This window comes from Shewanella oneidensis MR-1 (assembly GCF_000146165.2).
Taxonomy (GTDB): Bacteria; Pseudomonadota; Gammaproteobacteria; order Enterobacterales; family Shewanellaceae; genus Shewanella; species Shewanella oneidensis.
In genome coordinates, this window is record NC_004347.2 from 2266716 (window position 1) to 2290568 (window position 23853).

18 protein-coding genes and 4 pseudogenes are annotated in these 23853 nt (G+C 44.9%); 8 read left to right on the forward strand and 14 right to left on the reverse strand.

Features of this window, described 5'->3' with window-relative positions:
- Positions 1-20: 20 nt before the first annotated feature.
- A complete protein-coding gene (locus SO_RS09900; RefSeq protein ID WP_011072205.1) occupies positions 21-932 on the reverse strand; it encodes an AAA family ATPase in 912 nt (303 codons plus the stop codon).
- 380 nt (positions 933-1312) lie between these two features.
- On the opposite strand from SO_RS09900, the pseudogene SO_RS09905 reads away from it, so the two are divergent.
- Positions 1313-2225 (forward strand): annotated as a pseudogene (locus SO_RS09905) (IS110 family RNA-guided transposase).
- Between the two features lie 344 nt (positions 2226-2569).
- On the opposite strand, the gene gloA2 reads toward SO_RS09905, so the two are convergent.
- The 8 genes and pseudogenes from gloA2 to SO_RS09945 form a co-directional block, all read right to left on the reverse strand.
- Positions 2570-2953: an SMU1112c/YaeR family gloxylase I-like metalloprotein gene (gloA2, locus tag SO_RS09910; protein ID WP_011072206.1), complete on the reverse strand. Its 384-nt coding sequence runs from the start codon at positions 2951-2953 to the stop codon at positions 2570-2572.
- Positions 2954-3070: 117 nt separating this feature from the next.
- Positions 3071-5191, reverse strand: a complete 2121-nt coding sequence (locus SO_RS09915) for an alpha-amylase family protein (protein ID WP_011072207.1) — start codon at positions 5189-5191, stop codon at positions 3071-3073.
- A 32-nt stretch (positions 5192-5223) separates the two neighbouring features.
- Positions 5224-5469, reverse strand: a pseudogene (locus SO_RS23495) (cyclomaltodextrinase C-terminal domain-containing protein); the annotation flags it as partial.
- Between the two features lie 68 nt (positions 5470-5537).
- Positions 5538-5786: pseudogene (locus SO_RS09925) on the reverse strand (glycoside hydrolase family 13 protein); the annotation flags it as partial.
- A 254-nt stretch (positions 5787-6040) separates the two neighbouring features.
- Positions 6041-6304: a cyclomaltodextrinase N-terminal domain-containing protein gene (locus SO_RS23500; protein ID WP_367303087.1), complete on the reverse strand. Its 264-nt coding sequence runs from the start codon at positions 6302-6304 to the stop codon at positions 6041-6043.
- 117 nt (positions 6305-6421) lie between these two features.
- Positions 6422-6739 (reverse strand): annotated as a pseudogene (locus SO_RS09935) (TonB-dependent receptor); the annotation flags it as partial.
- A gap of 39 nt (positions 6740-6778) precedes the next feature.
- Positions 6779-7854, reverse strand: a protein-coding gene (locus tag SO_RS09940) for an IS3-like element ISSod2 family transposase (RefSeq protein ID WP_164925630.1) whose coding sequence is annotated in 2 segments (ribosomal slippage) — positions 6779-7602 and positions 7602-7854 — 1077 coding nt in all. Because the reading frame shifts where the segments join, the coding sequence is not laid out codon by codon here.
- Between the two features lie 66 nt (positions 7855-7920).
- Entirely contained in the window at positions 7921-10431 is a 2511-nt protein-coding gene (locus SO_RS09945; RefSeq protein ID WP_238560578.1) for a TonB-dependent receptor, read from the reverse strand.
- Positions 10432-10963: 532 nt separating this feature from the next.
- Between SO_RS09945 and SO_RS09950 the strand changes: the two genes are divergently transcribed.
- The 6 genes from SO_RS09950 (at position 10964) to SO_RS09980 (ending at position 16280) form a co-directional block, all read left to right on the forward strand.
- On the forward strand, positions 10964-11827 hold the full coding sequence (locus SO_RS09950; RefSeq protein WP_011072208.1) for a tyrosine-type recombinase/integrase: 864 nt from the start codon (positions 10964-10966) through the stop codon (positions 11825-11827).
- Positions 11806-12924: an IS91-like element ISSod25 family transposase gene (locus tag SO_RS09955; protein ID WP_011071694.1), complete on the forward strand. Its 1119-nt coding sequence runs from the start codon at positions 11806-11808 to the stop codon at positions 12922-12924. The genes SO_RS09950 and SO_RS09955 overlap by 22 nt, the downstream gene beginning before the upstream one ends.
- 478 nt (positions 12925-13402) lie before the next feature.
- Positions 13403-13738, forward strand: coding sequence for an FRG domain-containing protein (locus SO_RS09965; protein WP_164925693.1), 336 nt, complete (start codon positions 13403-13405; stop codon positions 13736-13738).
- A gap of 54 nt (positions 13739-13792) precedes the next feature.
- Positions 13793-14952, forward strand: a protein-coding gene (locus tag SO_RS09970; protein WP_141135407.1) for an IS3-like element ISSod1 family transposase whose coding sequence is annotated in 2 segments (ribosomal slippage) — positions 13793-14042 and positions 14042-14952 — 1161 coding nt in all. Because the reading frame shifts where the segments join, the coding sequence is not laid out codon by codon here.
- A 137-nt stretch (positions 14953-15089) separates the two neighbouring features.
- Complete coding sequence (locus tag SO_RS09975) at positions 15090-15356, forward strand: hypothetical protein (RefSeq protein WP_164925694.1); 267 nt, start codon at positions 15090-15092, stop codon at positions 15354-15356.
- Between the two features lie 396 nt (positions 15357-15752).
- Positions 15753-16280, forward strand: coding sequence for an SF0329 family protein (locus SO_RS09980; RefSeq protein ID WP_011072209.1), 528 nt, complete (start codon positions 15753-15755; stop codon positions 16278-16280).
- A gap of 284 nt (positions 16281-16564) precedes the next feature.
- On the opposite strand, the gene SO_RS09985 is transcribed toward SO_RS09980, so the two are convergent.
- The 4 genes from SO_RS09985 to SO_RS10000 all read right to left on the reverse strand — a co-directional run bounded on the left by SO_RS09985 (position 16565) and on the right by SO_RS10000 (position 21532).
- Positions 16565-17724 (reverse strand): IS3-like element ISSod1 family transposase gene (locus tag SO_RS09985; RefSeq protein WP_141135407.1). Its coding sequence is split into 2 segments (ribosomal slippage): positions 16565-17475 and positions 17475-17724, totalling 1161 coding nucleotides; the frame shifts between segments, so codons are not numbered across the junction.
- Positions 17725-18303: 579 nt separating this feature from the next.
- Complete coding sequence (locus tag SO_RS09990) at positions 18304-19266, reverse strand: GGDEF domain-containing protein (protein ID WP_011072210.1); 963 nt, start codon at positions 19264-19266, stop codon at positions 18304-18306.
- Between the two features lie 190 nt (positions 19267-19456).
- The gene (locus SO_RS09995; RefSeq protein ID WP_011072211.1) at positions 19457-21247 is read right to left on the reverse strand and encodes a DUF3413 domain-containing protein; all 1791 of its coding nucleotides are present in this window, start codon (positions 21245-21247) and stop codon (positions 19457-19459) included.
- Between the two features lie 66 nt (positions 21248-21313).
- Positions 21314-21532: a YejL family protein gene (locus SO_RS10000; RefSeq protein WP_011072212.1), complete on the reverse strand. Its 219-nt coding sequence runs from the start codon at positions 21530-21532 to the stop codon at positions 21314-21316.
- 77 nt (positions 21533-21609) lie between these two features.
- Between SO_RS10000 and yejK the strand changes: the two genes are divergently transcribed.
- Positions 21610-22638, forward strand: a complete 1029-nt coding sequence (gene yejK / locus SO_RS10005; RefSeq protein WP_011072213.1) for a nucleoid-associated protein YejK — start codon at positions 21610-21612, stop codon at positions 22636-22638.
- Between the two features lie 95 nt (positions 22639-22733).
- Here the strand turns inward: yejK and ccpA are convergent, their stop codons facing one another.
- Positions 22734-23735 carry a diheme cytochrome c5 peroxidase CcpA gene (gene ccpA, locus SO_RS10010; RefSeq protein ID WP_011072214.1) on the reverse strand — a complete coding sequence of 334 codons (1002 nt, stop codon included), beginning with the start codon at positions 23733-23735 and terminating at the stop codon, positions 22734-22736.
- Between the last annotated feature and the right edge of the window lie 118 nt (positions 23736-23853).

Consider the following 23853-nt stretch of genomic DNA (forward strand, 5'->3'; position numbering starts at 1 on the left):
TTTAATGGCTGATTGAGCCGTTACATGATCGGATTCACACCTGCGAGGATCCGCTCCGAGAGCGCTTCCCCCTGCAATTGGCTGCTGGTGCGCAGTCGATGTTCGGCGACGCTGCAAAATACCGCCTGCACATCTTCGGGTACTAAATAGTGCCTACCTTCTAAAAATGCCCAAGCCTTGGCCGCTTGCAACAGGGCTTTGGTTGCCCGTGGCGACAGGCCAATGGCGTCCGTTTGGCTGCGAGAAGTATGGATTAAGGCCAAAATATAATTAAGCAGCGCATCGGATGCGGTGACCTTATCGCATTGCTCCTGCAATTGGGTTAACGCCATTGGGGTTAAACATTGCGGCAGATTATCGAGGGTTTGCGGCGTTTGCACTGATTTAAGCATCGCAAGCTCGGCATCGTGGCTAGGATAACCAATGGAAATCCGCATCATAAAGCGGTCGAGCTGAGATTCGGGCAGTGGGAAGGTGCCAGATTGCTCAGTCGGGTTTTGCGTAGCAATCACAAAAAATGGATTGGGCAATCTGTGGGTTATACCATCGACAGAAATTTGCTGCTCGGCCATGGCCTCGAGCAGCGCGCTTTGCGTCTTAGGACTGGCGCGGTTAATCTCATCGGCCAGCACCATCTGCTTAAAAATCGGCCCGGGATGAAACACAAATTGCGCTTGGTGTTTATCAAAAATCGAGACCCCGAGAATATCGGCGGGCAGCATATCACTGGTAAATTGAATGCGTTGATAACTTAAGCCTAGGCTCTGTGCGAGGGCATGGGACAAGCTGGTTTTGCCCATACCGGGTAAATCTTCAATTAACAGGTGCCCACGGGCGAGAATACAGGCGAGGGCTAAGCGAATTTGCCGTGGCTTGCCCAATAAAACCTGTTCAAGTTGTTGTAATAGTTGGCTTAAACCAGAATGTGCCACGGGAGACTCCTTGCGCATAGATGAGGTCATTAGCTCTACCACTATGGCGGAATATGCTGCGCTTAGCCAGTGGCTTTTACTGCGAAATCAATCGGCTTAGTGAGATTCCTATAGTCCACAGAATAGGTGAGTTATGGCATTCTATTATCAACATGCAGCAATGTGTGGGGAAAAAATGCATTGAAGTAATGTGCAGGGATACAACAACTGAGTTATTAATAACTCGTTCAAACCATTTGAGCCAGAGTAGGTTGTTGTAGGTAAACTGAAAGTGCATTATGTCATTCATCTAAAATGAATGATGAGATGGACGCTCCCTAATACGGCGTCAATGCGCCAAACTGATGTTGAACCATACAGTTACTTAAGGAGCATCCATTATGAAAGCTAGCACTATTGCGATCGATTTGGCAAAAAATGTATTTCAAGTATTGGGGATGGATAAACACGCCAAACAAGTATTCAGCCAGCGCTTAAATCGTGCCCAATTGAGCGAATTTATGTCGCAGCAGCCTGTCTGCGATGTGGTCTTTGAGGCGTGTTATTCCTCCATTATTGGGGACGTAAGTTTCTTGCCATGGGGCACTGCGTTAAGCTCATCCCCGCTCTGCACGTTACCCCCTTTGTCCGCGGCAGCAAGAACAATAAAAATGATGCCATGGCAATTTATGAAGCCAGCTTTAGGCCCAATCTTCGCTTCGTGCCAGTTAAAACCGAAGCACAACAAGAAATATTGATGCTGCACCGCGTCAGGGAGCGCTTGGTAAAACAACGTATCGCCTGCACCAATCAAATTCGTGGCGTATTGGTTGATTTTGGTATTTACATTCCTCAGGGCCATAGTGCGTTTGAGCGGGCAATGTTGAATGTCATCAATGATGGTGCACAGCGGCCTAATTAATCAGCTGATAAAACAGTTAGTCGAGCGTGACCCCAATGGCAGGATTTTATTAAGTATCCCAGATGTAGGCCCGATTATCGCTTCAGCGTTTGTTGCTTCAATTGGTGCAGGGCAAGCCTTTAACAGCCCGAAAGAACTGGCAGTCTGGTTAGGGCTGACCCCCAAACAATTCGCTTCAGGCAACAAGAGTGTATTTACGCAAACAGCTTATCCATGGTGCCAGAACGGTAGTCAGCCATGCCAGCAAGAAAAATAACGATTTAAATCAGTGGATAACTCAATTAAGAAGCCGTAAAAGTATCTGCACAACGGTGGTTGCCACCGCCCACAGACTCGCAAGATTAATGTGGATTTTGTTACAGAAACAAGTGCCAGATTTACTCTTTGATTGAGTCTACTGCTAAATATCCCTTGGCGTTACTAGGGCGTGTTGACGTTTCGAGATTAAATTTTGTTCGTTCTGGCAAGTTCGTGCTCGCGAAACGAGGAATGATGTGTAGTTATTCTACTCAAATGACGAGTGACAAAGAGCAAGGGCTTGCCAGACGAACCCTTCGGGCAGCATTTGGCTGGCTTTTCTGCCGCGTTATCGTCCGTTTATGTAGAATAACTACACTGCACGGACTTTGCCTTGCATAAAAGCCAGCCAAATTGTTGCAAAAATAACCCTGAAACGTCAACACGCCCTAAGCATTATTCATCTTATTCGGAGCGATGTTGTCTGACTTCACTCGCGCTATAGCTCATATAACTCTAAGGGTAAGCCGTCTGGATCGCTAAAGAAGGTGAACTTTTTGCCTGTGTATTCGTCGATACGGGCGGGTTCGACGGCGATATGATGGGCAATAAGATGTTTAATCGCGACTTCAATCGAGACGACGCGAAAGGCGAGATGCCTAAGACCGCAGGCTTCGGGATAGCTTGGGCGCTTTGGGGGATTTTCGAAGGAAAACAACTCAATTTGACTCTTATCGGGCAGTTGTAAATCAAGTTTGTAGGATTGGCGATCCTCACGGTAATGTTCTGCAAGCACGGTAAGGCCAAGAATAGTCACATAAAAATGTTTGGACTTTTGATAGTCACTGCAAATAATCGCTGCATGGTGAATGCCGAGTAACATGGTTTTCCTCTATCCTATTGAACTCACTTAAAACTAACTCGTTTAAAAAAGCCAGAGTCACAACTGAGTGCGACTCTGGTGCTAACTTTGGGTCTTTTAGCTTACGAATCTAGCTGGCTAATTGGCGAGTTCAAAGATGGCAGAGGAGAGTGGTGCAAATTGCACCTGAATGTGTCCTTCACCTTGTTTGACAATCAACTGCGCCGCATTGTCCTCCAGTAAATCCTTAAGCTGATAGGTCGCATCGGTTAACTGCCATTGCTCAATCAGTGATTTGGGCAGTTTAAGGAATAACGATTTTGCTTGGACTTGACTAAAGTTACTGACAATAATCAGCTTCTGGCCCATTTTATTGGTCGAATTTGCCTCAAAGCGAACAAAGGCAAAGGTGCTGTCATCATAACCGGTTGCGCTGCCATGAGAATCCATTGTGGAAGGTCTTGCACTGCGGTTGGCGGCATCAAGCGAGTAATATTGCCCTAAGAGTGCGGGCGCATTTTTGCCTGTGCTGAGATTAAGCAATTTTTGGTAATATGCCCGCAAAGCGAGTTCCGTTGCCGTTGATTGGCCGCCATCAAATTTACCTTTATTCATCCAGCGCTGATGGGCGGGGACGCCCGCATAATCAAAAATACTGGTGCGCGAAGCATGGCCAAAGCCTAGGTTTTGCGTCGCCGCTTCTCCCACTTCTTGGCCGAAATAAATCAAGGTGGGTGATGTACTCAAGGTTGCTGACACCACCATGGCGGGCAGGGCGTAGCGGGGATCGACCGCATCCGTTGAGGCATTACCACTTAAGGTGCCTAAAAAGGCGGCATTGGCGATGCGCTGTTCGTCGTGGTTTTCTAAAAAATGCAGCATATGCGAGCCGATATCTTGCACTTTGGCTTGGTCTGCGGCGATCAGCTCGGTACTTTTTTGCCCTGCCATAATGGCTTTGAGGGTATCGTAAAGATCGACCTTGTCGTAGAGGTAATCCATTTTACCGAGTTGAATATAGTCGCTATACAACGCAGGATTGTAGACCTCGGCTAAGATAAAGGCATCGGGATAACTATGTTTTATATGACTATTTAAATAGCTCCAAAACTCGACTGGCACCATTTCGGCCATATCGTAACGAAATCCATCAACCCCCATCGCTAACCAATACTGGGAAATTTGATTGAACTTGATCCAAGAGTTAGGTAATTCATGGTTATGTTGCTGCCAAAAAGCATAGTGCTGCTCGGCGCTGAGTGTGGCATAGCGTGGCGGAAGTGCTGGGAAATCATGGCTGCCATCGGGGCGGACACCGTAATTGATTTTTACGGTTTCATACCAGTCGTTCATATCGGGTTTAGCGAGGCGTGAGCCGTTGCCCGTCCATTTGGCGGGGATCTCCTTAAATTGACCATTACTCAGGGGATGCGATTCGCCATCTAAGGGTTTAAGGCTTTTGGGTAAATCTGGCACCTCAAAACCATGAACTTGATTATTATCAATCACATAGTAAAAGTTATTATGCTTTGCATATTCTACGGTTTGAATATCGTCCTCGCCAAAGTCGCGTACGCCTTGCGGCTTAGTGACAGAATGATAATTACGCGCTACATGGTTAGGTACTATATCGATAATCACCTTTAAGCCTTGCTTGTGGGTACGCTCGATAAGTGCCTGAAACTCCTGTAAACGCTTCGCTGGATTGATCGCTAAATCGGGGTTTACGTTGTAATAATCTTTAACTGCATAGGGCGAACCCGCTCGTCCTTTGACCACATCGGGATCATCGCTGCTTACGCCAATTACACTGTAATCGGCAATTAAGGCGTGGTGGGGCACGCCCGTGTACCACACATGGGTAACGCCTAAGGCTTTGATGCTTTTGAGGGCGCTGTCATCTATATCATTAAATTTTCCCACGCCGTTTTCGCTAATGGTACCCCAGGGGTTATTAGTGGGATTCTTATTGCCATAGAGACGAGTAAAAATCTGATAAACCACAGGTTTAAAGCTGTCGGTTTGCTCAGTGCTGTTTTGGGCAAGACTGGTATCTGCTTCGGCTGTATTTAGATTTGAAGGCATTGTTTTAGAAACGATTGCTTGTAAAGCCGTTGTTTGTGAAGCAGTCGCTTGAATCGTCATTAATTGCGCGGCCATTGCATCACAGGCGGTTATGCTACTAAAGGCCAGTAGGGTTAATCCTTGTTTCCAAGGATAAGGGCAACGTTTGCTGATGTTTGATAATAAAAAATTCAACCTAGGTTCCTTTACTGCGTTTGGCTGTCAAACTATGGTTTGGCAGCCGTGTTAAGCATTGACTGTGTACGCTTAGGTGTTGCTATTGAGTATCTGTTATTTGTTTTAAGCTCAAGCAGCATGATGCCAGCATGGGGTTGGGCAAATGATTGATCCAGCTTAAGCTTATTCCCTGTTAATATTGAGATGGCTGAAGAGTTATCAGCTAATACACTGTTAAAGCGGTTTAAATCCAACGTCTGTGCTTGGCTGTTTTTGTTGTAGATCACCATCACTTTATTCGCATCGGCTTGGTAACAAGCATGCTCTGCTGCGGCATGTTTGGCTACGCATCGAAATTTTCAGGAGCTGCCTGCTCAATCATATCTGCTTTATTGTCATTGCCTGGGTTGCCATTGGCGAACCTGTCAGGGGTGATTAGGTAAATCACATCCTTATTACTAAAGCCTTGGCGCTCACGGCTGCCTTCTTTACGAGCGGCTAAGGTGTATGGCAATTGATAGAGCAAGTTGTCGCCATCAAAAATGCGGATGTCAAAGGTCTGGTGTTTGGTTTGGCTCAAGTCTAGATTGATAAAAAAATAATGTTGATTATTAGGGCGTGTTGACGTTTCAGGGTTATTTTTGCAGCAATTTGGCAGGCTTTTATGCAAGGCAAAGTCCGTGCAGTGTAGTTATTCTACATAAACGGACGATAACGCGGCAGAAAAGCCAGCCAAATGCTGCCCGAAGGGTTCGTCTGGCAAGCCCTTGCTCTTTGTCACTCGTCATTTGAGTAGAATAACTACACATCATTCCTCGTTTCGCGAGCACGAACTTGCCAGAACGAACAAAATTTAATCTCGAAACGTCAACACGCCCTAGTATGTTCAATACCTACAAAATGAACATTTAGGCCTGCAATTTCAACCTTAAGCCCAGTATTTACAGTAAGCCGGGTATTGCTGTGAAGCATCAATTGCAGCTTAGGATTATGCATCCCTGCCCACCAAGATAGGGGCTCGATATGGATTGATTCTGTGTTGGTGACGCTGTTGTCGACGGCGAGTGCGGTGGAGTATTTCAGACAACATGCTGATAAAACAAGGACGAAGAGTAGTCTGTAACGTATCATACGGCGGGCCTTTTATTATGTGGCTTTCTACATAAATTGCTGCATGCCACCTCACTAGTCGAAAGAATGAAAAAGAAAAGCCTGCTTCATTATAGAAGCAGGCTTTTTAACAATGACTTACAGAGAGTAATTTAAACCAAGGAAATATTGTCTACCAAAGTATTGAATAGTACCGGTTTGGTGCTCTTCGCCATAGTGGGTTTTATCAGGTTCGTCAGTTAAATTATTTATTTGGAACAGGAACTTAAGGCCGTTATCCAGCGCGTAAGATGCCTGATAGTCCACAATCGTTTCCGCCTCGAAGAATACTAATTGCGGCTCAACTGACATTAGATCTGAAACATAATCACTGCGATATCTCATGCTTACACGGGTATCGAAGCCATCCAGTGTGTAGAACAGTGTGGTATTGAGCACGTCTTCTGATAGTCCGGGGGTAATCCTCCCATTTTTAACCGAAGTTAAAAGTAGAGTTCATGCAACCATCAATGGCGGCTTTCCGCCATTGGCTTTGTGCGGCCGTTCATGATTGTAAAACCATAACCATTTTGTGGCATAGTCCTGAACTTCTTCAAGCGTATCAAATAAATGTTTGCTTACCCAGCTGTACCTGATGGTCTTATTGTGTCGTTCTATGTACGCATTTTGCTGTGGCTTGCCAGGTTGAATGTAATCAATCCTGATCTCATGCTTTTTCGCCCATTCCGTAAATTCGTGGCTAATAAATTCAGGTCCATTGTCACAACGGATCGCGATTGGTTTTGTTCGCCCTTCAAGTAGCTGATTTAGGGTCCGGATCACCCGCATTGTTGGCAATGAAAAACCTGCTTCAATCGCGAGCCCTTCACGTTTAAAGTCATCAATCACGTTGAACAGTCGATAGCTTCGTCCATCTGATAACTGGTCATGCATAAAATCTATCGACCAAACCTGATTGGCTTTAGTTGGCTCTTTCAGCGGCTCTGGTGCATTTCGTTTTAACCTTCTGCGCGGTTTTATCCGCAGATTTAACGCTAATTCGCAGTAAATTCGGTATACACGCTTGTGGTTCCAAGCAAAGCCTTTTACGTTGCGTAAGTAATTAAAACACTGACCAAAGCCCCAATCCGATTCTTTTTCAGTTAATTCAACAAGAAATTCTGCAATCTCTGCATTTTCGTCATCATTAACGCGCCGGTAGCGATAACAGGTTTCGCTGATACAAAATGCTGCACAGGCCAAACGGATACTGATTTTTCGATTTGCAACTGCATGCTGAGCCATCGCTTTACGTTGCGACAGCTTTACCACTTTTTTGCCATGGCTTCCTGAATGACATCGGCCTTTAGCCGCTCTTCGGCATACATCTTTTTCAGTCGAGCATTTTCAGCTTCAAGCTCTTTTAGACGAGCCATCAATGACGCATCCATGCCGCCAAATTTGGCTCGCCATTTGTAAAAAGTCGCTGAGCTCATGCCATGTTCGCGGCACAATTCTGGGACTGGAGTTCCGGCTTCAGCTTGTTTAAGGATTGCCATGATTTGGCTATCGGTGAATTTTGATGTTTTCATAGTGAATCTCCTGCGTTTATGTTACGAGAAAATTCTACTTTTGACGTCAGTTAATTTGAGGGGGGATTACCCGGGCAATGGCATAATTAGGTTTGAACCACTTAAATCGGTGGTTAATTCCACCTCACTGTCCGAATATGAATAGCTACCGGTGAAGCCTAAACCATCCAATGGAGATGGTAGGAAATCAAATATTTGGGTATAGCCTAACTCGATACCACGGATATAACCGCCTTTATCGTTGTTGATTGCCGTTTGATATTGACCTTCATTTTTAATCACAGGGAACTCAACACCATTGTCGATAATGGTATCGGGTACGATAAAGCCATTTGCTTCAAAATCGAATGGTTGAATAGTGAAATCGTTAATGAAAGATTTAATATCTTTATAGAACAAGGCAACAACGACAGCACCTTCAGATTCTTCAAAGAAGTGCTCGTAAGATAGGTCATATTGATCCGCATAGAAAGGATCTAACAACGGACTGGTGTTACCCCATGCATTGTACTTTTTATATCCGGGTGTCGCCGAATCGTCATACCAAGAACCCATACCCGACTTTAATTTGTTAATCGGAGGACGTGACATCACTGATGCCGCAGCAAAACGCAGTTGATCGTTTTCAGTCAAATGGAAGGTTAAGTTAAGTGATGGCAGGTAATCGGTATAGGTTTTACCGACTTCATTGCGGATATAATCCTTACTCACAACCCCCAGCTCATCAGTAATCGCTTCGCCTAAGCCATACCCTACTTGCTGTAAGCCGGTACTGCTTTGATCGGTATTAACAACACGGACACCTAGGTTACCTGTGACTTTGATATCTCCGATATCAAAGTCTAAGTTTGCTTGCACATATCCCGCTAATACATCTTCGTTTACCGCGCCGCTTTGGATCATGGTCCAGTTATTCGACCAGTTTGCGGTTGGGGTAAAGGGAGATTGACCTGTCGCGGCCAACTGCGCATTTACGAGTTCAATCGCTTTGTTAAAGTCGATGGCAAGGAAGCTTGGATATCCTGACAACTCTCCGCCAAAATCAACAACTTTTGCCATATCCCCGTTAAGGGCAAGAACAGGTTGGTTGCTTGGGTTTTTACCATATTCAAAACCATAGCCTGCTTGTGAACGTTGGGCGTTGAACTCGCGCTCAGCGTAGCGCACACCAAAATCAACCGATGAAACAAAGCCCATGTCTAAGGCATAGTTAAAGTCGAGTTTGTAGGCAACCAGATCGTTTTGCTGATTATATGGCCACATTCCCACTTCTTTTAGGCCCAGAGTGGCGGTATTGGTGTAATCATTGGCAAAGCTGATATCCGCAGGGCTTAAACCATTGAGCTTGTATGTTACCGATTCTGCTGAACGGACTTCATTACCAATGTCGTCGTATAACACTGCGCGGGTACCGCCATTAACGAATTCCCCATCGGCTTTGGAATAGCTGACATCGGCTGCAACCGTTAACGCGCCGCCGTTATTCCACTCAACATTGAAAGAACCTGAAGTCAGTTCTGAGTATTTTGAGTCGTTATCATTAACTACGAAAACGGCAAAGTTATCAGTACCATCGGTTGAAACAGTACCGCCTGTCATCGAACCACTTTCAACAACAGCATCACTAATTGTTCCATTTTTCAGTGATTTAACTCGGAAACCACGGGCGAAGTTCTCCGAGGTAAATTTTGAATGGAAAAGATCGCCTTTTACGCTAAAGTTATCAGTGGGTTGCCAATGAATCGCGGCCATATAACCATCGCGAGTATCGTCACCCCCTTTTTGTTGTAGTTCAAAACCTTCGCTAATTGCTTCTTTGACACCGTCACCGTTTACATCTTCATTAGCATCATTAAAACGTAAGCCAATGAATTGGCTAGCAACGTATGGCTGATACAAGTGAGCATAACCGACTGCCACTCCTAATGTATCTTCGAGGAATTTACCTTGGTAGGCGAGGCTTAAACGATTACCGTACTGCTCAGCGTCGGAGATTTCATCGGCGCGATCGTTAAAGCTGCCGCGAGCATTGATATTAACGGAATGATCTTTGTCACTTTTAAGTGGATCAGCGGTTTTTAATTCAACAGTACCCGCAACGCCACCCTCAATGAGCGAGGCTTTTGGTGATTTATAAACAGCAGCTTGGCTGATTAATTCTGATGGATATTGGTCAAACTCAATGGCGCGTTTACCGCCAGTGGTGACTTGTTCATGGCCATTTAGAGTGGCAAACACAAAATCACCATCTAGACCGCGGATATTAAGACCGCTGGCTTGACCGCCAGTACGTACCGCGGTGACGCCGGGTAAACGGGTCAAAGCGTCGGCAATAGACTGGTCGGGTAGTGCACCAAGATCATCGGCAGAGATAGATTCAGATACGGTATCGCCAAAACGTTTATCATTGAGCGATTTGATTACACTGGTTCTGAAGCCTTTAATTTGTATCACTTCAATTTCGGCATCTTTGGCTTTTACGTCTTTTTCTGTGGCAGCATCAGCTGCGTAGGCGTGGATACTGGCGCCCGCAGCAACGAATGCTAAGGTCAGCAAGCTGGGTTTAAATCGCATCATTTCTATCTTCCCCTTGAAGTCGCTTTTAACCGCTTATGTAGAGCGTTTTATCGTTATTACCGCATTGTTTTTACGGCATTTTTGGTATGTCGGCGCTTAATAGACTGCATAAGTGCTGCGTTTATGACCAAATTGTTATGCAACGGTGACGATACTACTCCCGGTAATCTTGGCGTCACAATATTGTGCATACGTATTCAATACGGTGAAAACGGGATTGATGTCGGGTTTTGTGTAAAAAACACACTAATAAAATCATAGTTTCAGACGTGCAACCTTATGTTAATAAAGATTAAATTCATAACTGCTTAAAGCGTACTCCCTGTTGAATGTTTTGCATACGTATGCAGGCGTATTGAACCTTATTTCCCTCTTCACGTATGCTCGATGCCACAAATACAAGCCGTAGCACCTTTACTCCGCAGTAACATCTTTGTAACTGCCTGTTGAACTAAGCCGCTGCGCGGAGCCTAAAGCGAACCGCTGCTCCACACTTACTCCTAGGGATAATCCCTTACCTAGGAGGTCTACCATGTCATCACTTCTGCAACAATTCCATGATGAGATTAGTTTACGTGGTTACTCGGCCCGAACGCGTAACGCTTATTTGTATGCCATCACCCAACTTCAGCACTATGCAAACCAACCGCTCGATAACATTACGGATGAGCAGCTTACGGCTTATTTCCGTTACTTAAATCTTGAGTGGCATCATTCCAGAGCTACTTTAAAGTTACAGCTTAATGGCATTCATTTTTTCTATGAACATGTCCTAAAACGTGACTTTACGATTCAGCTAAGTTTACCGAAACGTCCGCACAAACTGCCGCAATTGCTTAGTTGCCAAGATATCGCGGCACTGCTGTACCACTGTCAAAACCTGAAACAACGCGCTATGTTGGCGCTGTGTTATGGTTGTGGTTTGCGTGTCAGTGAGTTAACCCATATTAAGGTTGCTGATATCGATGGGCAGCGGCAGTTACTCAAAGTGTGTCAAGGCAAGGGTGCCTGCGACCGCTGGGTGATACTCTCACCGACTTTACTCATCCTGTTGCGTCAGTATTGGCAAGCGTATCATCCCGTCGAATGGTTGTTTGCCTCGACCTATCATGATGTGGTTTATCCGCTGCATGAGTCGACCTTTCGTAAAGCGTTAGCGAAGGCGGCCCGCTTAGCGAGTATCACTAAGCCATGCAGTCCACACAGCCTAAGGCATGCTTATGCAACCCATCAATTACAAGCGGGTATGCCACTTCATCAATTACAGGCTCAGCTTGGGCATCACAGTATCAAGTCTACTGAACGCTACTTGCATTGGTCGCCGGAATTAGGTCATCAAGGCTGTGACTTGCTAGCAAGTCTTGGGGGAATGCCATGGCAACCTCCTACCATTTAAGCGATATCCTTCAGCAGCACTTAGCCCACTATCAACAGCAGCATAAACTGACCGAGCAGCAAGCTTTGGTCTGCCAGCATATTCAACAGTGTCGCACGCAAACCTTAGGGATGCAGCACTGGCGTTGTGATACTTGCCAGTATGAGCAGCAGGTGTGTTGCTCCTGTGGTGACCGGCATTGCCCTCGTTGTCAGGGAAGGCAGACGCAAGCGTGGATTGCTACGCAGCAGGCGCAAGTCTTGCCTTGCCGCTATTTCCATTTGGTTTTTACCTTACCCCACGAGTTGAACATCTTGGCGCACTATGCTGCCAAGCCGCTCTATAGCGCGTTGTTTGAATCGGTGTGGCAGACGCTGGCGCAGTTTGGCATGAAACGGAAACACCTTCAGGGTCAATTGGGTTGCACTATGGTGCTGCACACGTGGGGGCAGACCTTGAGTCAACATATCCACTTGCATTGCTTAATCCCTGGTGGGGTGGTGACGTCAGCGGGAGATTGGCATGGCGTGAAAACGGATTATCTGTTTCCGGTTAAAGCCTTGTCCACCGTGTATCGGGCTAAGCTATTACGGGCACTGCGACAACATGAGCTGGCTATTCCAGCGGCTGAAACCTTAATGGCAAAGCCGTGGTGTGTTTACAGCAAAGCGTGTCTAAGCCGCGCCGAAACCGTGGTGGAATACCTTGGGCGTTATACCCGTAAAGGCATGTTGCATGAATCAAGAATTGCAGAAGTGACCGCAGACCATGTCCGTTTTAACTACAAAGACTATCGTGACGGTCAGCAGCATAAGCAAATGTGGCTAAGCTGTGATGAGTTTATCCGCCGTTATTTACTGCATGTGTTGCCCAAAGGGCTGATGCGAGTGAGACATTTTGGTTTTCTTGCCAATGCTTGCCGCCGCAAAAAGCTGGCGCTCATCCTGCGGCAACTACGTAAGCCGCAGGTGGTATTGGCGAGTCCTTTGGTTAAGAAGGACTGTTTGTGGTCATGTCCGCAATGCCAGTTAGGTCATTTGCAGTTTATTGGGTTGATAAGACCGCAGTCGGTAGTGATGATAAACAGCCAAGGTCAGCCAGTACGTATGTCAGGATAACCACGCCCTCAAGACGTAGCGTAACCGACAGCGAAAAGCAGCCAGCCTTATGGGGTTAAGCCGATGAGGGGATAGGGTATGAGTGTCAGCCTGAATCTGGGGCCAAAATGCTGTCAACCAAGGTCAACAATCAGTCAGAAGTGAGTGTAAAAGAATGAGAAAGCAAAAACGATATCAAGTGATTACCCTCCAAACTGTATAAAAAACCGCTACCGCAAAAAAACAAATTCCTATAGCATCATTTATACCAATTGACATGGATGTGGCAGCGGCCAAGTCCAACAAGCGATTTATGCCCTGCAAACAGCGCAGCGCATAAATACTAAGACGTTATACCTTATAAGAGTTTCGTGACGTAAAAAGTGATAAAAATGATTGAAATTGATAGTATTCCAAGCTTACTTGAGCTTATTGGTAAGTCCAAAAAATCAGGATGTAGCCTGTATTTTCGTGGTCAAAAAAGTTATATCCTACTGTAATGCCATCCATTGATAGAGATGGTTGGCTGGAAAGTGAAGACAAGTTATTTAAGGAGTTTATCATAAGGAATCCTGACGAATTTAAGGGACAAAAGTCAACATTTGAAATTCTGACTAAGATGCAGCATTACGGTTTACCTACAAGGTTGTTGGACATAACAACAAACCCATTAGTTGCATTATTCTTTGCCGTAGAATATGACGAAAAACTAGAAGAAGATGACGGCGATTTTATCGTTTATGCGATACCTGATAAATTTATTAAATATTACGACTCAGACACTGTAAGTGTAGTTTCTAATGTTGCCAAGAGGCCGTTTAATGTTCTGGTCTAATCCCATCGGACACTTAATTTTGAGACAGTATGGTCAATAAATTAAGAGGTCTATATGAGTCTGAAAAAATCACATAAGAGTTATCCGCAGGCATTTAAAGATGAAGCCGTCTTGATGGTGCTGGAGCAAGGTTATAGCGTTGCCGATGCGGCAAAGTCTCTTGGAGTTAGCACGAGCCTGCTTTACAACTGGAAGGAAAAACACGAAGCCCTGCAACAAGGCATCACCTTAGAAGAGTCTGAGCGTGATGAGTTGAAGCGATTGCGTAGAGAAAACAAAGAATTACGCATGGAGAAAGAAATTCTAAAAAAGGCAAGCGCCTTCTTTGCGAGAGAAATGAAGTAAGATTTCGTTTCATCAAACTGCAATCTCACCTGTTTCCCATAACACTGTTATGTCGAGTAATGAGTGTCAGTAAGTCAGGCTATTACGATTGGCATAAACGCCCTGCAAACGTGATAAGCGTTGAAACACTGAAGCTTTATCGCCTTGTTCGACAGCTATTTAAGCAAAGTCGAGGCAGCTTAGGGAATCGTGAAATGGTGAAGAAATTGCGCAAGGAAGGCTACCAGGTTGGTCGCTATCTCGTTCGTAAAATTATGCACCGCCTTCGACTCAAAGCAACCCAGCGATGTGCTTACAAGGTGACGACACAGCGAAAACACTCAGATGCAGTGGCTGATAACCTGTTAAACATGAACTTTAATCCAGTATCGGCTAATCAGGTCTGGGCGGGTGACGTGACCTATTTAAAGACGGGTGAAGGCTGGATGTACTTAGCTGTGGTGATGGATTTATATTCACGCCGGATTGTGGGATGGCGCATAGACAAACGCATGACCACAGATTTGATATCCAAGGCATTAATAAAAGCCTACAACCTGCGACAACCAGCGCGAGGGCTGGTATTTCACAGTGACCGAGGCTCGCAATATACCAGTAAACAATTCGGTAGGCTGCTATCGAGCTATGGTATCCGAGCCAGCATGGGTGATGTGGGTGCGTGTTGGGATAATGCCGTTGTTGAGCGATTCTTTGGTAGCTTGAAACACGATTGGATTTTTAAAGTTGCTCAACCAACAAGGGAGTTTATGAAGCAAGATGTGACGGCTTACATCAAATATTACAACTTGGAGCGACTTCATTCTGCTAATAACGATCTGTCACCTGTAGAGTTTGAGAATTCTCAAGTAAAAGTGTCCAGTTTGGGTTGACCAGTACATAATTCTCTGAAAATGAAGATAAACAGAAATGGGTCAAACGATTTAATTCAATACCGCACATTCAATATTTACTTCATGAAATTAAAGATGAGAAGCCTTATTTCGCTCATGTGATTGAGAAAGATCACTTGCAGTCTATCTGGTGTGTTAAGCCATTGTTAAACAATCGTCGGATTATAAAGCAAGATGGTGCGTTTCTTCTGTTTGGTATAGATGGTTCAAAAAAGAAGTTGGCAAATTATAAATCATCAGAATTTCAGCCGAAGAGGTACAAAGTCAAAAATAAAGCGTTCCTTCGGGAGCAACTAGAGCTATTAGGTTTTTCAAAAGACAAAATTTATCCTGAGATGGATACTACTGCTGATTACTTAAAAGTTAAGTACAAAAAGGTATAACAAACGCTTCAAGAGGGACAGCCAACGCGTGGCATTTTTAATATGCGTTGTTTTTTGTGGCTATGGTGTTATGCGGTAAGTTGGTAATTGCGTTGGCTGCCCCTTAAGCGGGCGTTATGGCTCACAATAAGTTCTTTACCTATGATGCAAGGATCGAGGTTGAATGCAATTTTGAAATGAGACTGTAATGGGCAAATAAGAAATTAAAGACACCCATCCTTAATAGTGCGGTAGTTAACCTCCTACTATGCTTTGGTTAAGCATTGAGCTAAGAGGTTTATAGAAACATTAACTGGCCGACCAGCAAAGCCAGTGACCTCTGTCAATTCATTCAAGCCGACGCCGCTTCGCGTCGCGGCGTAATTCTGTCGTTGTGTGCTTAAAGGAGTTTTATCGGTGAAATGGAGTAAGTTGAAATCGCTGGTAGAAGACAAATTTTCTCAATCCCTTGGTGGGAGAGTTGCTATTTTTAGCACAAGATATGGTAATTGTACTTGTGGTCACGCTTGGCTGACACTTGATAAGGGGGTTATCGCTAATTTCTGTACAAGGGCATTCTGGAATCGCGCTGCTGGCGATTACCATTTTAAGGATGGACGGTGGGTTACAGACTCACCAGTTCCTGAGCATATATCAGCACACCAGAAAAAGTCTTACGGCGAAATGGAGTACGGTGAACTATCAAGGCAAGATGTTTATGAGTCTTGCTGGAGTTTCGTGCACGATCTTACTATTGATGAGTCTATATCTTCTGAAGATCCTTTAATTCAGTCACTTGCTATGCTTGATAAACGCTTGGGAAAACGCAGATTAAAATCTATAGATCAAGCTAAGTTGCACCCTTTAGCAAAAAAGCTACTAACTGTGCGTCTAGAATCCGAAGGAAGAGAAATTAAAAAGGAAATTAAAGACACCCATCCTTAATAGTGCGGTAGTTAACCTGACACAGAATTATGAACAGCCTCTAAAACAAGCATTTTTAGATAAAGAGATTCTCAAAATGCTTAATTTAAAAAATGAGCAGTCTGATATTTATGTTTTATCATGCACTCAATTTGATAAAAGTATGTAGTATTCGGCTAACAAGCTTGCCAAGCTCGCTCACTGCGTTCGCTGGACTGCTGAGCATTTGCACAAATGTGGTTTTGCTACGCAAAACTTTAGCAGATTTGTGCAAACACACATTAGTCGCTTGCAAAGTGTACTGGTCAACCCAAACTGGACACTTTTACTTGAGAATTCTCAAACTCTACAGGTGACAGATCGTTATTAGCAGAATGAAGTCGCTCCAAGTTGTAATATTTGATGTAAGCCGTCACATCTTGCTTCATAAACTCCCTTGTTGGTTGAGCAACTTTAAAAATCCAATCGTGTTTCAAGCTACCAAAGAATCGCTCAACAACGGCATTATCCCAACACGCACCCACATCACCCATGCTGGCTCGGATACCATAGCTCGATAGCAGCCTACCGAATTGTTTACTGGTATATTGCGAGCCTCGGTCACTGTGAAATACCAGCCCTCGCGCTGGTTGTCGCAGGTTGTAGGCTTTTATTAATGCCTTGGATATCAAATCTGTGGTCATGCGTTTGTCTATGCGCCATCCCACAATCCGGCGTGAATATAAATCCATCACCACAGCTAAGTACATCCAGCCTTCACCCGTCTTTAAATAGGTCACGTCACCCGCCCAGACCTGATTAGCCGATACTGGATTAAAGTTCATGTTTAACAGGTTATCAGCCACTGCATCTGAGTGTTTTCGCTGTGTCGTCACCTTGTAAGCACATCGCTGGGTTGCTTTGAGTCGAAGGCGGTGCATAATTTTACGAACGAGATAGCGACCAACCTGGTAGCCTTCCTTGCGCAATTTCTTCACCATTTCACGATTCCCTAAGCTGCCTCGACTTTGCTTAAATAGCTGTCGAACAAGGCGATAAAGCTTCAGTGTTTCAACGCTTATCACGTTTGCAGGGCGTTTATGCCAATCGTAATAGCCTGACTTACTGACACTCATTACTCGACATAACAGTGTTATGGGAAACAGGTGAGATTGCAGTTTGATGAAACGAAATCTTACTTCATTTCTCTCGCAAAGAAGGCGCTTGCCTTTTTTAGAATTTCTTTTTCCATGCGTAATTCTTTGTTTTCTCTACGCAATCGCTTCAACTCATCACGCTCAGACTCTTCTAAGGTGATGCCTTGTTGCAGGGCTTCGTGTTTTTCCTTCCAGTTGTAAAGCAGGCTCGTGCTAACTCCAAGAGACTTTGCCGCATCGGCAACGCTATAACCTTGCTCCAGCACCATCAAGACGGCTTCATCTTTAAATGCCTGCGGATAACTCTTATGTGATTTTTTCAGACTCATATAGACCTCTTAATTTATTGACCATACTGCCTCAAAATTAAGTGTCCGATGGGATTAGACCAGAACACTCATTTAAAAATGGAACTTTCCAACCAATCGTTCCGCTTTTTCTAGTTCAAACAGGATGTGATCCTTTAAGTAACCAAAACATAGAGAACCTAGTCTTTGAAGATAGGGGGGCTGTATATTTTATGGACTTCGATCCAAATGATGAGAGTGGCAGACTAATCAAGAAAAAGGTTGTTATCAAATAATGAAAACACCTAACAAGAGACTATGGCGTCAATAGCTAATTTCTCTTGTTAGCAAAGGCAAAACAGGATGATTCTGCCGTGATTTCGGCGCAAATTTCCCAGAGTATTATCGATTATCTTTGTACAATTAGTGGACATTCTGAGGATTTAGCAGTTCTTGAGGCGCATACTCCAAGCGTGCTTACAGAGGCTGAGCTCAGTTATATCATCGAGTATTCTGCACTTGCACGTTGGTTCTAGCATGCATGTCGATTAGCCGATGAGGGCACTAAAGCATGCGCTCATGTCATTAGCGGAAGCTAAGCGGCATAAGTATTAAGCGGCTTTAGTGATTATTTTGAGCAAAATTCGCCAGTTCAGTTGCACTGCAGACTTGATTTCTCCCATTTCGCTTGGCTTGCATCATGGCCTGGTCTGCACTGTTGAAGAGTGTTTCCAGAAGGTTTTGTGCTTCTTTCTCGGAATGAATGACAGGGATTGTGATTGATGCAATGCCAAAGCTTGCGGTGCATTTGATGATTTGGCCATTAAGAGCAAGTGGCTGTTCTTCAAAGCGACAGCGAATTGATTCTGCAAGTTGGCATGCTTGTTCGTGGTGTAAGTCGGGTAAGAGTATGCCAAATTCTTCACCGCCAAGGCGCCCAAGAATATCTACTGGTTTAAGGATGGCTTGAGTGAGCTTCGCAATATGAATAAGCGCGGCATCGCCTGTAGTATGTCCCCATCGATCATTGACGTGCTTGAAACGGTCAATATCAAACATGATAAACGCTAATGCCTGTCCTGATTGTTGTGCTATGGAAAGGCCTAAATTGAAAAAGGCGCGACGGTTGTAGAGTTTTGTCAGTTCGTCGGTATTTGCAAGACGCTCGGCAGTGGATTTTGCCTCGATTAACGCCTCTTCCATTTGTTTGCGATCGGTAATGTCGGTTGCAATTTCAATCCGTACTAGTCGACCATCTGTCCAGCGAATGGCCTGATCACGACATTGATACCAACGATTATTGTAAGTATTTTTAAATTCCCACACGTGTACTGTGGTACTGTTGCCTGCATGATTAATCAGTTTGTGGTTTGTGCAAAAAGAGCAGGGGCTATTTTGCCCAGCTTGTAGTAGCTGATAGCATTTTTTACCTGTGGGTTCGCCCCAAATGGTCGTACCATAATCATTCAAATACAGTAGTTCATAGGTGTGTAAATCCGAAACGTAGACCAGAGCATCTAGACTATTAAGGATGGTATGAATGGCTTCAAAGGCTTGATTATGAACGTTTTTGATCATGGTCATGGGAGAAGTCAGCCAAATAAAAAAATATCATTTATGAGTCATACTGCTACTTTAGCATTTAATCAGTTAACCGTCTGAGATTCGTTTAAATGGTGTGATCAAGTTGTTGATTTGGTATCGGGCAATGTGTGGTGAAATGATGGAAACAAAAAGCCCTAAGTGGTATTAGGGCTTTTAGATAAAACACCTATTAATGATTATAAAGGCGCCTGCCTTCGCGCAACACTTGGATAAGCTCAGGGGCGCTCATCTTTTTGTGCAGTCGATGTTCAAAGTTTTCATCGTAGATGCGGTATTTACCATGGCGGTCAATGACAGTGATTTCCGACTGTTGGTAAATGGCAAAAATCCGACTATCACCAATATAAATCCAGGTTTCTTTGCTCGGTTGCAGTAGGCTGCGGCCTGCGCTGTAGTCTGAGGTGTTATTGGTGCAGCCCAAAACATGGGTCATTAATGTGGGAACCACACCATAGTGGCTCGTGCGATAGTTAACCTTGCTGGCCAAGGCATTTGGCCAATGGATAACCAGAGGCACTCTGACACTCTCCGGTGACAAATTACGCAGTGCTTCGTCGCTATTACTGGTAAATATTTTGCCATTAACGCCAGTAATCACCACTAAGGTATCGCTGGGCAATTCACTGACAATGGCTTGAATTTGCTTATCAATAAAATTCAACGATTGGCGATATTGGTTAAATAATACCTTTTGCGCCGGTTTTAAATTCGGATCGGCTTTGACCGTTTCGATACCGAGGAAGCCCACTGGCGTATCAAAATTCTCGGGTGCTTTAAGGTTCACGAGGGCAAACCAAGGACGTTGTTGCGCGCTTTGCCATTGTTTAAAGTGGCCAACGCTAAGTATATCGGCCTCGGCGCTGCCATTGGTTTCTTCGGCGATGACGGGGGTAAAGTCATTAAACATGGCCTGCGCTGAGCGCAAATTCAGATTGGTTTCGGGGATAAACAATCCCAGTTCATAACCTGCCTGCTTAAAGCTGCGGATCATCAGCGGGCTAGTGTTATTAAAAATGCGTGCATCACCATAGCTGCCCTGCAAACCATACAGCAGGGAGAACATGCCCGTCTTAAACTGATTGCCGCCGCTATAATGCTGAGTAAAACTTTGGTTCTGCTCGGTATATTGGTGTAAGAACGGCATGGTTTTGGCGTCCACCATATCGGCACGCAAGCTGTCGATGGTCAGCATTAATACATTCGATTTGCTATCCGCTTGGCATTGCAGTGGCTGTATGGGATAGCTGAGTGTATTACTGGCTTGAGTCGCTTCATCATTGATTTGGGATGAACCGTCAATACCGTGGCTTTCCATAAAGCTACGAGCCGTCGCTGGGTAAGACAAAGGATAAGTATCATCGAAACGGGTGATTTCGGTGATATCGGCCGCGTCGGCCCAAATATGGATCAAATGGCTGCTTACAAAGCACACCCCAACAAAGGCAATGACTTTATTACCAAGATTGAGTTTTTGGATTTTTTCAATTCGCTTCCACAGGAAGTTAGCCGCTGTTAGCTCAATCGCAAGAATGGCGATTGGCGTGACGATATAGGAGGTGCCGTGGAGCAGGGCACTCAAATCGGCCCAGGCTATATCAAAAGCAAAAGGACTCAAGTGCATGCCGTAATCGGCATAAACAATCGTGTCATACAATAAGAGACACAGGCTTAAGGTGGCGATAACAGCCGCTAAGCCTCTGAGTATCTTGGAGTAAGGTAAGATTAACGTCAGTGGGAATAGGCAAATCAAGTAAGCGATAAAAGCAAGAAAACTGAACTGGCCGATGGTACTGACAGCAAGATAGCCCCAGCCAAACCAGGTTTCGGGATAACCCACACTGCTTAAATAGCGTGTGCCGACAATCATAGCCAACAGGCCATTAAAGAAGGCGAACCAATGTCCCCAGTTGATAAGTCGCGATACGCGATCGCGGCTCATTTGCTTTTTTCGCTCGACCATAGTGATCCGCTTATTCCTAAAAGACGTTGTATCTTATGTTGTTTTAACGATGCTTACTCGACTAACTTAATTGGATTTCACCGATTGTGCGAGTGCTTTCGCAAATTGTTCCGCGACCGCTTGGCGTGATTCGCTTGGTACTTTGCGCTCTAACAAATGTGTGACACAGTTGCCTAGCGCCATCAGGCTTAAGTCGGTAGGGGCTTTGTGCTTTTCGAGTACCACTAAAATCTCAGCGATTAATGATTCAACTTGTGTGTTTGAGTATTTGGATTGGATTGCCATAATCAAAAAATGTTTCACTTTGGAATGGATTAGCGGCATATAATAGCGGATTTATTCCAGCATCACTATCAGGGCTTATGAGTATTAACATCGAACAAGCAATTATTCACGAGATTTCCCAGGACAGTCAGGGTCAATTACGCTGCCGTTTACGTCCTCAACCTCTGCTGAACGGTCAGGCTGTCGAGATGATGCTCGAAGAGTTGCATCAGACATATACCAGCAAATCTGGCAAAGGATTTGGCTATTTTGGCATCCATGGTGATGATGGTGAGGCCAATCCAGCATTTGCCAATGCGCTAAAGGAATACCGTGCGGGGGACTTAGGTTTTGTCGAATTTACCGGACAAGCCAGTAAGCTGCTGCAGGAAGAATTAGCCAAATATGATTTTAGCCAAGGCGGATTTTTGCTGATGTCCTGCTATACCAGCATGGCGAGTGATTATTTGTTTGTGGCGCTGCTCAGTGCAAAATCGTCGATGACGGTACTGGATGATATGGAGCTGTCGCAGAACAACCATTTGGATTTAAACAATATCCAATTGGCAGCACGTATCGATCTCACAGAATTACAGGCCGATAAAGATTCCCGCAAGTACATCTCCTTTATCCGCGGACGTGCGGGCCGTAAAGTGGCTGACTTTTTCCTCGACTTTATGGGCTGTGTCGAAGGGGTAAATACCAAGGCGCAAAACAAAACGTTGATGAACGCCGTGGAAGACTTCGTCGCCAGTAGCGATCTGACCAAAGAAGAGCGCCAGCAATGCCGTAATAAAGTGTTTGAATATTGCTCCGAGCGTTTTGATGAAGGCGCTGACATAGAGATCAAAGATTTAGCGGATGAGCTTGCTGACCAAGGCATGGAATCTTTTTATGACTTTGCCCGCGGCGGTAGCTATGAGCTGGATGAAGAATTTCCTGCGGATAAGTCGACCCTAAGACAATTAAAGAAATTCTCCGGTACTGGCGGTGGTGTGACGATAAGTTTTGACGGTGGGCATTTGGGTCAACGGGTGATTTACGATCCGATTTCCGACACAATTTTGATTAAAGGCGTGCCGGCAAACTTAAAAGATCAATTAGATAGACGTCTTAAGGGCGAATAGTCTTATTTGAATCGCTGTCACCGATGAAAAAACAAAGGCCGAGGAGTTTATTCTCGGCCTTTGTTTTTATGCTAAATGCTTCTTAGGTTTAACCTTTATTTTGCTCCTGTCGCAAAAGGAACTGGGCGCGGAGTCTCTTTATTTGATGGTGGCAGAATCGGCAGCGAGATCTGTGGCTGTTCACCCGTGAGTGAATTTAAGAATGCTACCATTTCCTTGGTTTCCTTCTCGGTCAGTTTTTGTCCTAACTGAATATCTGCCATGGTATTTACCGCTTCTTCAAGTGTCCATACACTGCCGTCATGGAAGTAGGGATAGGTTAGTTCAATATTGCGCAGTGTCGGTACCTTAAACACAAACTTATCCGCATCCTTACCCGTTACGCCCTTACGGCCTTCGGCAGGGTTATTGGTATGGAAGGGTTTAATTAGGCCCATCTTCATAAACATAGTACCGCCTACCGCGGGGCCATTATGGCAACTGACGCAGCCCTTATCTTTAAAGAGTTGATAGCCAGCTTTAGCGTCGCCGCTAATCGCATCTTGTTTACCCAATAAATACTGATCGAATGGGCTATTAGGCGTGACTAAGGTCTTTTCGAAGGCAGCAATGGCATCGGTTAAGCGGTCAATATCGACTTTTTCATCACCGTAAACTTTGGCAAAGCGCGCGCGGTATGCTGGCATGGAAGCAATGGTTTCGGTGGCGAGTTCATGGGTAAAGCCCATTTCTTTGGGGTTGGCAATCGGGCCTGCGGCTTGCTCTTTTAAGTTGCTGGCGCGACCATCCCAGAATTGCGCCAGCATAAAGTCGGCGTTTAGCACGGTCGGTGAGTTAATCGGGCCTTCTTGCCAATGATGACCAATTGACGTGGGTAGCGCATCTACGCCGCCCGTTGAAAGGTTGTGGCAAGAGTTACAGGAAATAAAACCTGATTTAGACAGTCTTGGTTCAAAAAAGAGCATTTTGCCCAGTTCCACCTTCTCGGGTTCAGTGATTTTTGCTGGGGTAATGACTTCAATCGGTTCGGCGGCGACGGCGTAGCTACTTGCGAATATAGCCGTGAGGGTTATCGCGATAGCGGTGAGTTTTGTCATCTGGTTTTCTCCCTTATTAACCTTGCTTACTGTATGGTTTATAGGTCGATAGTAACGGCTAAAATGATTTAGGGATAACGCCTTGTTTCGATTGGGTCTATCGCTGTTGTGGATTAAG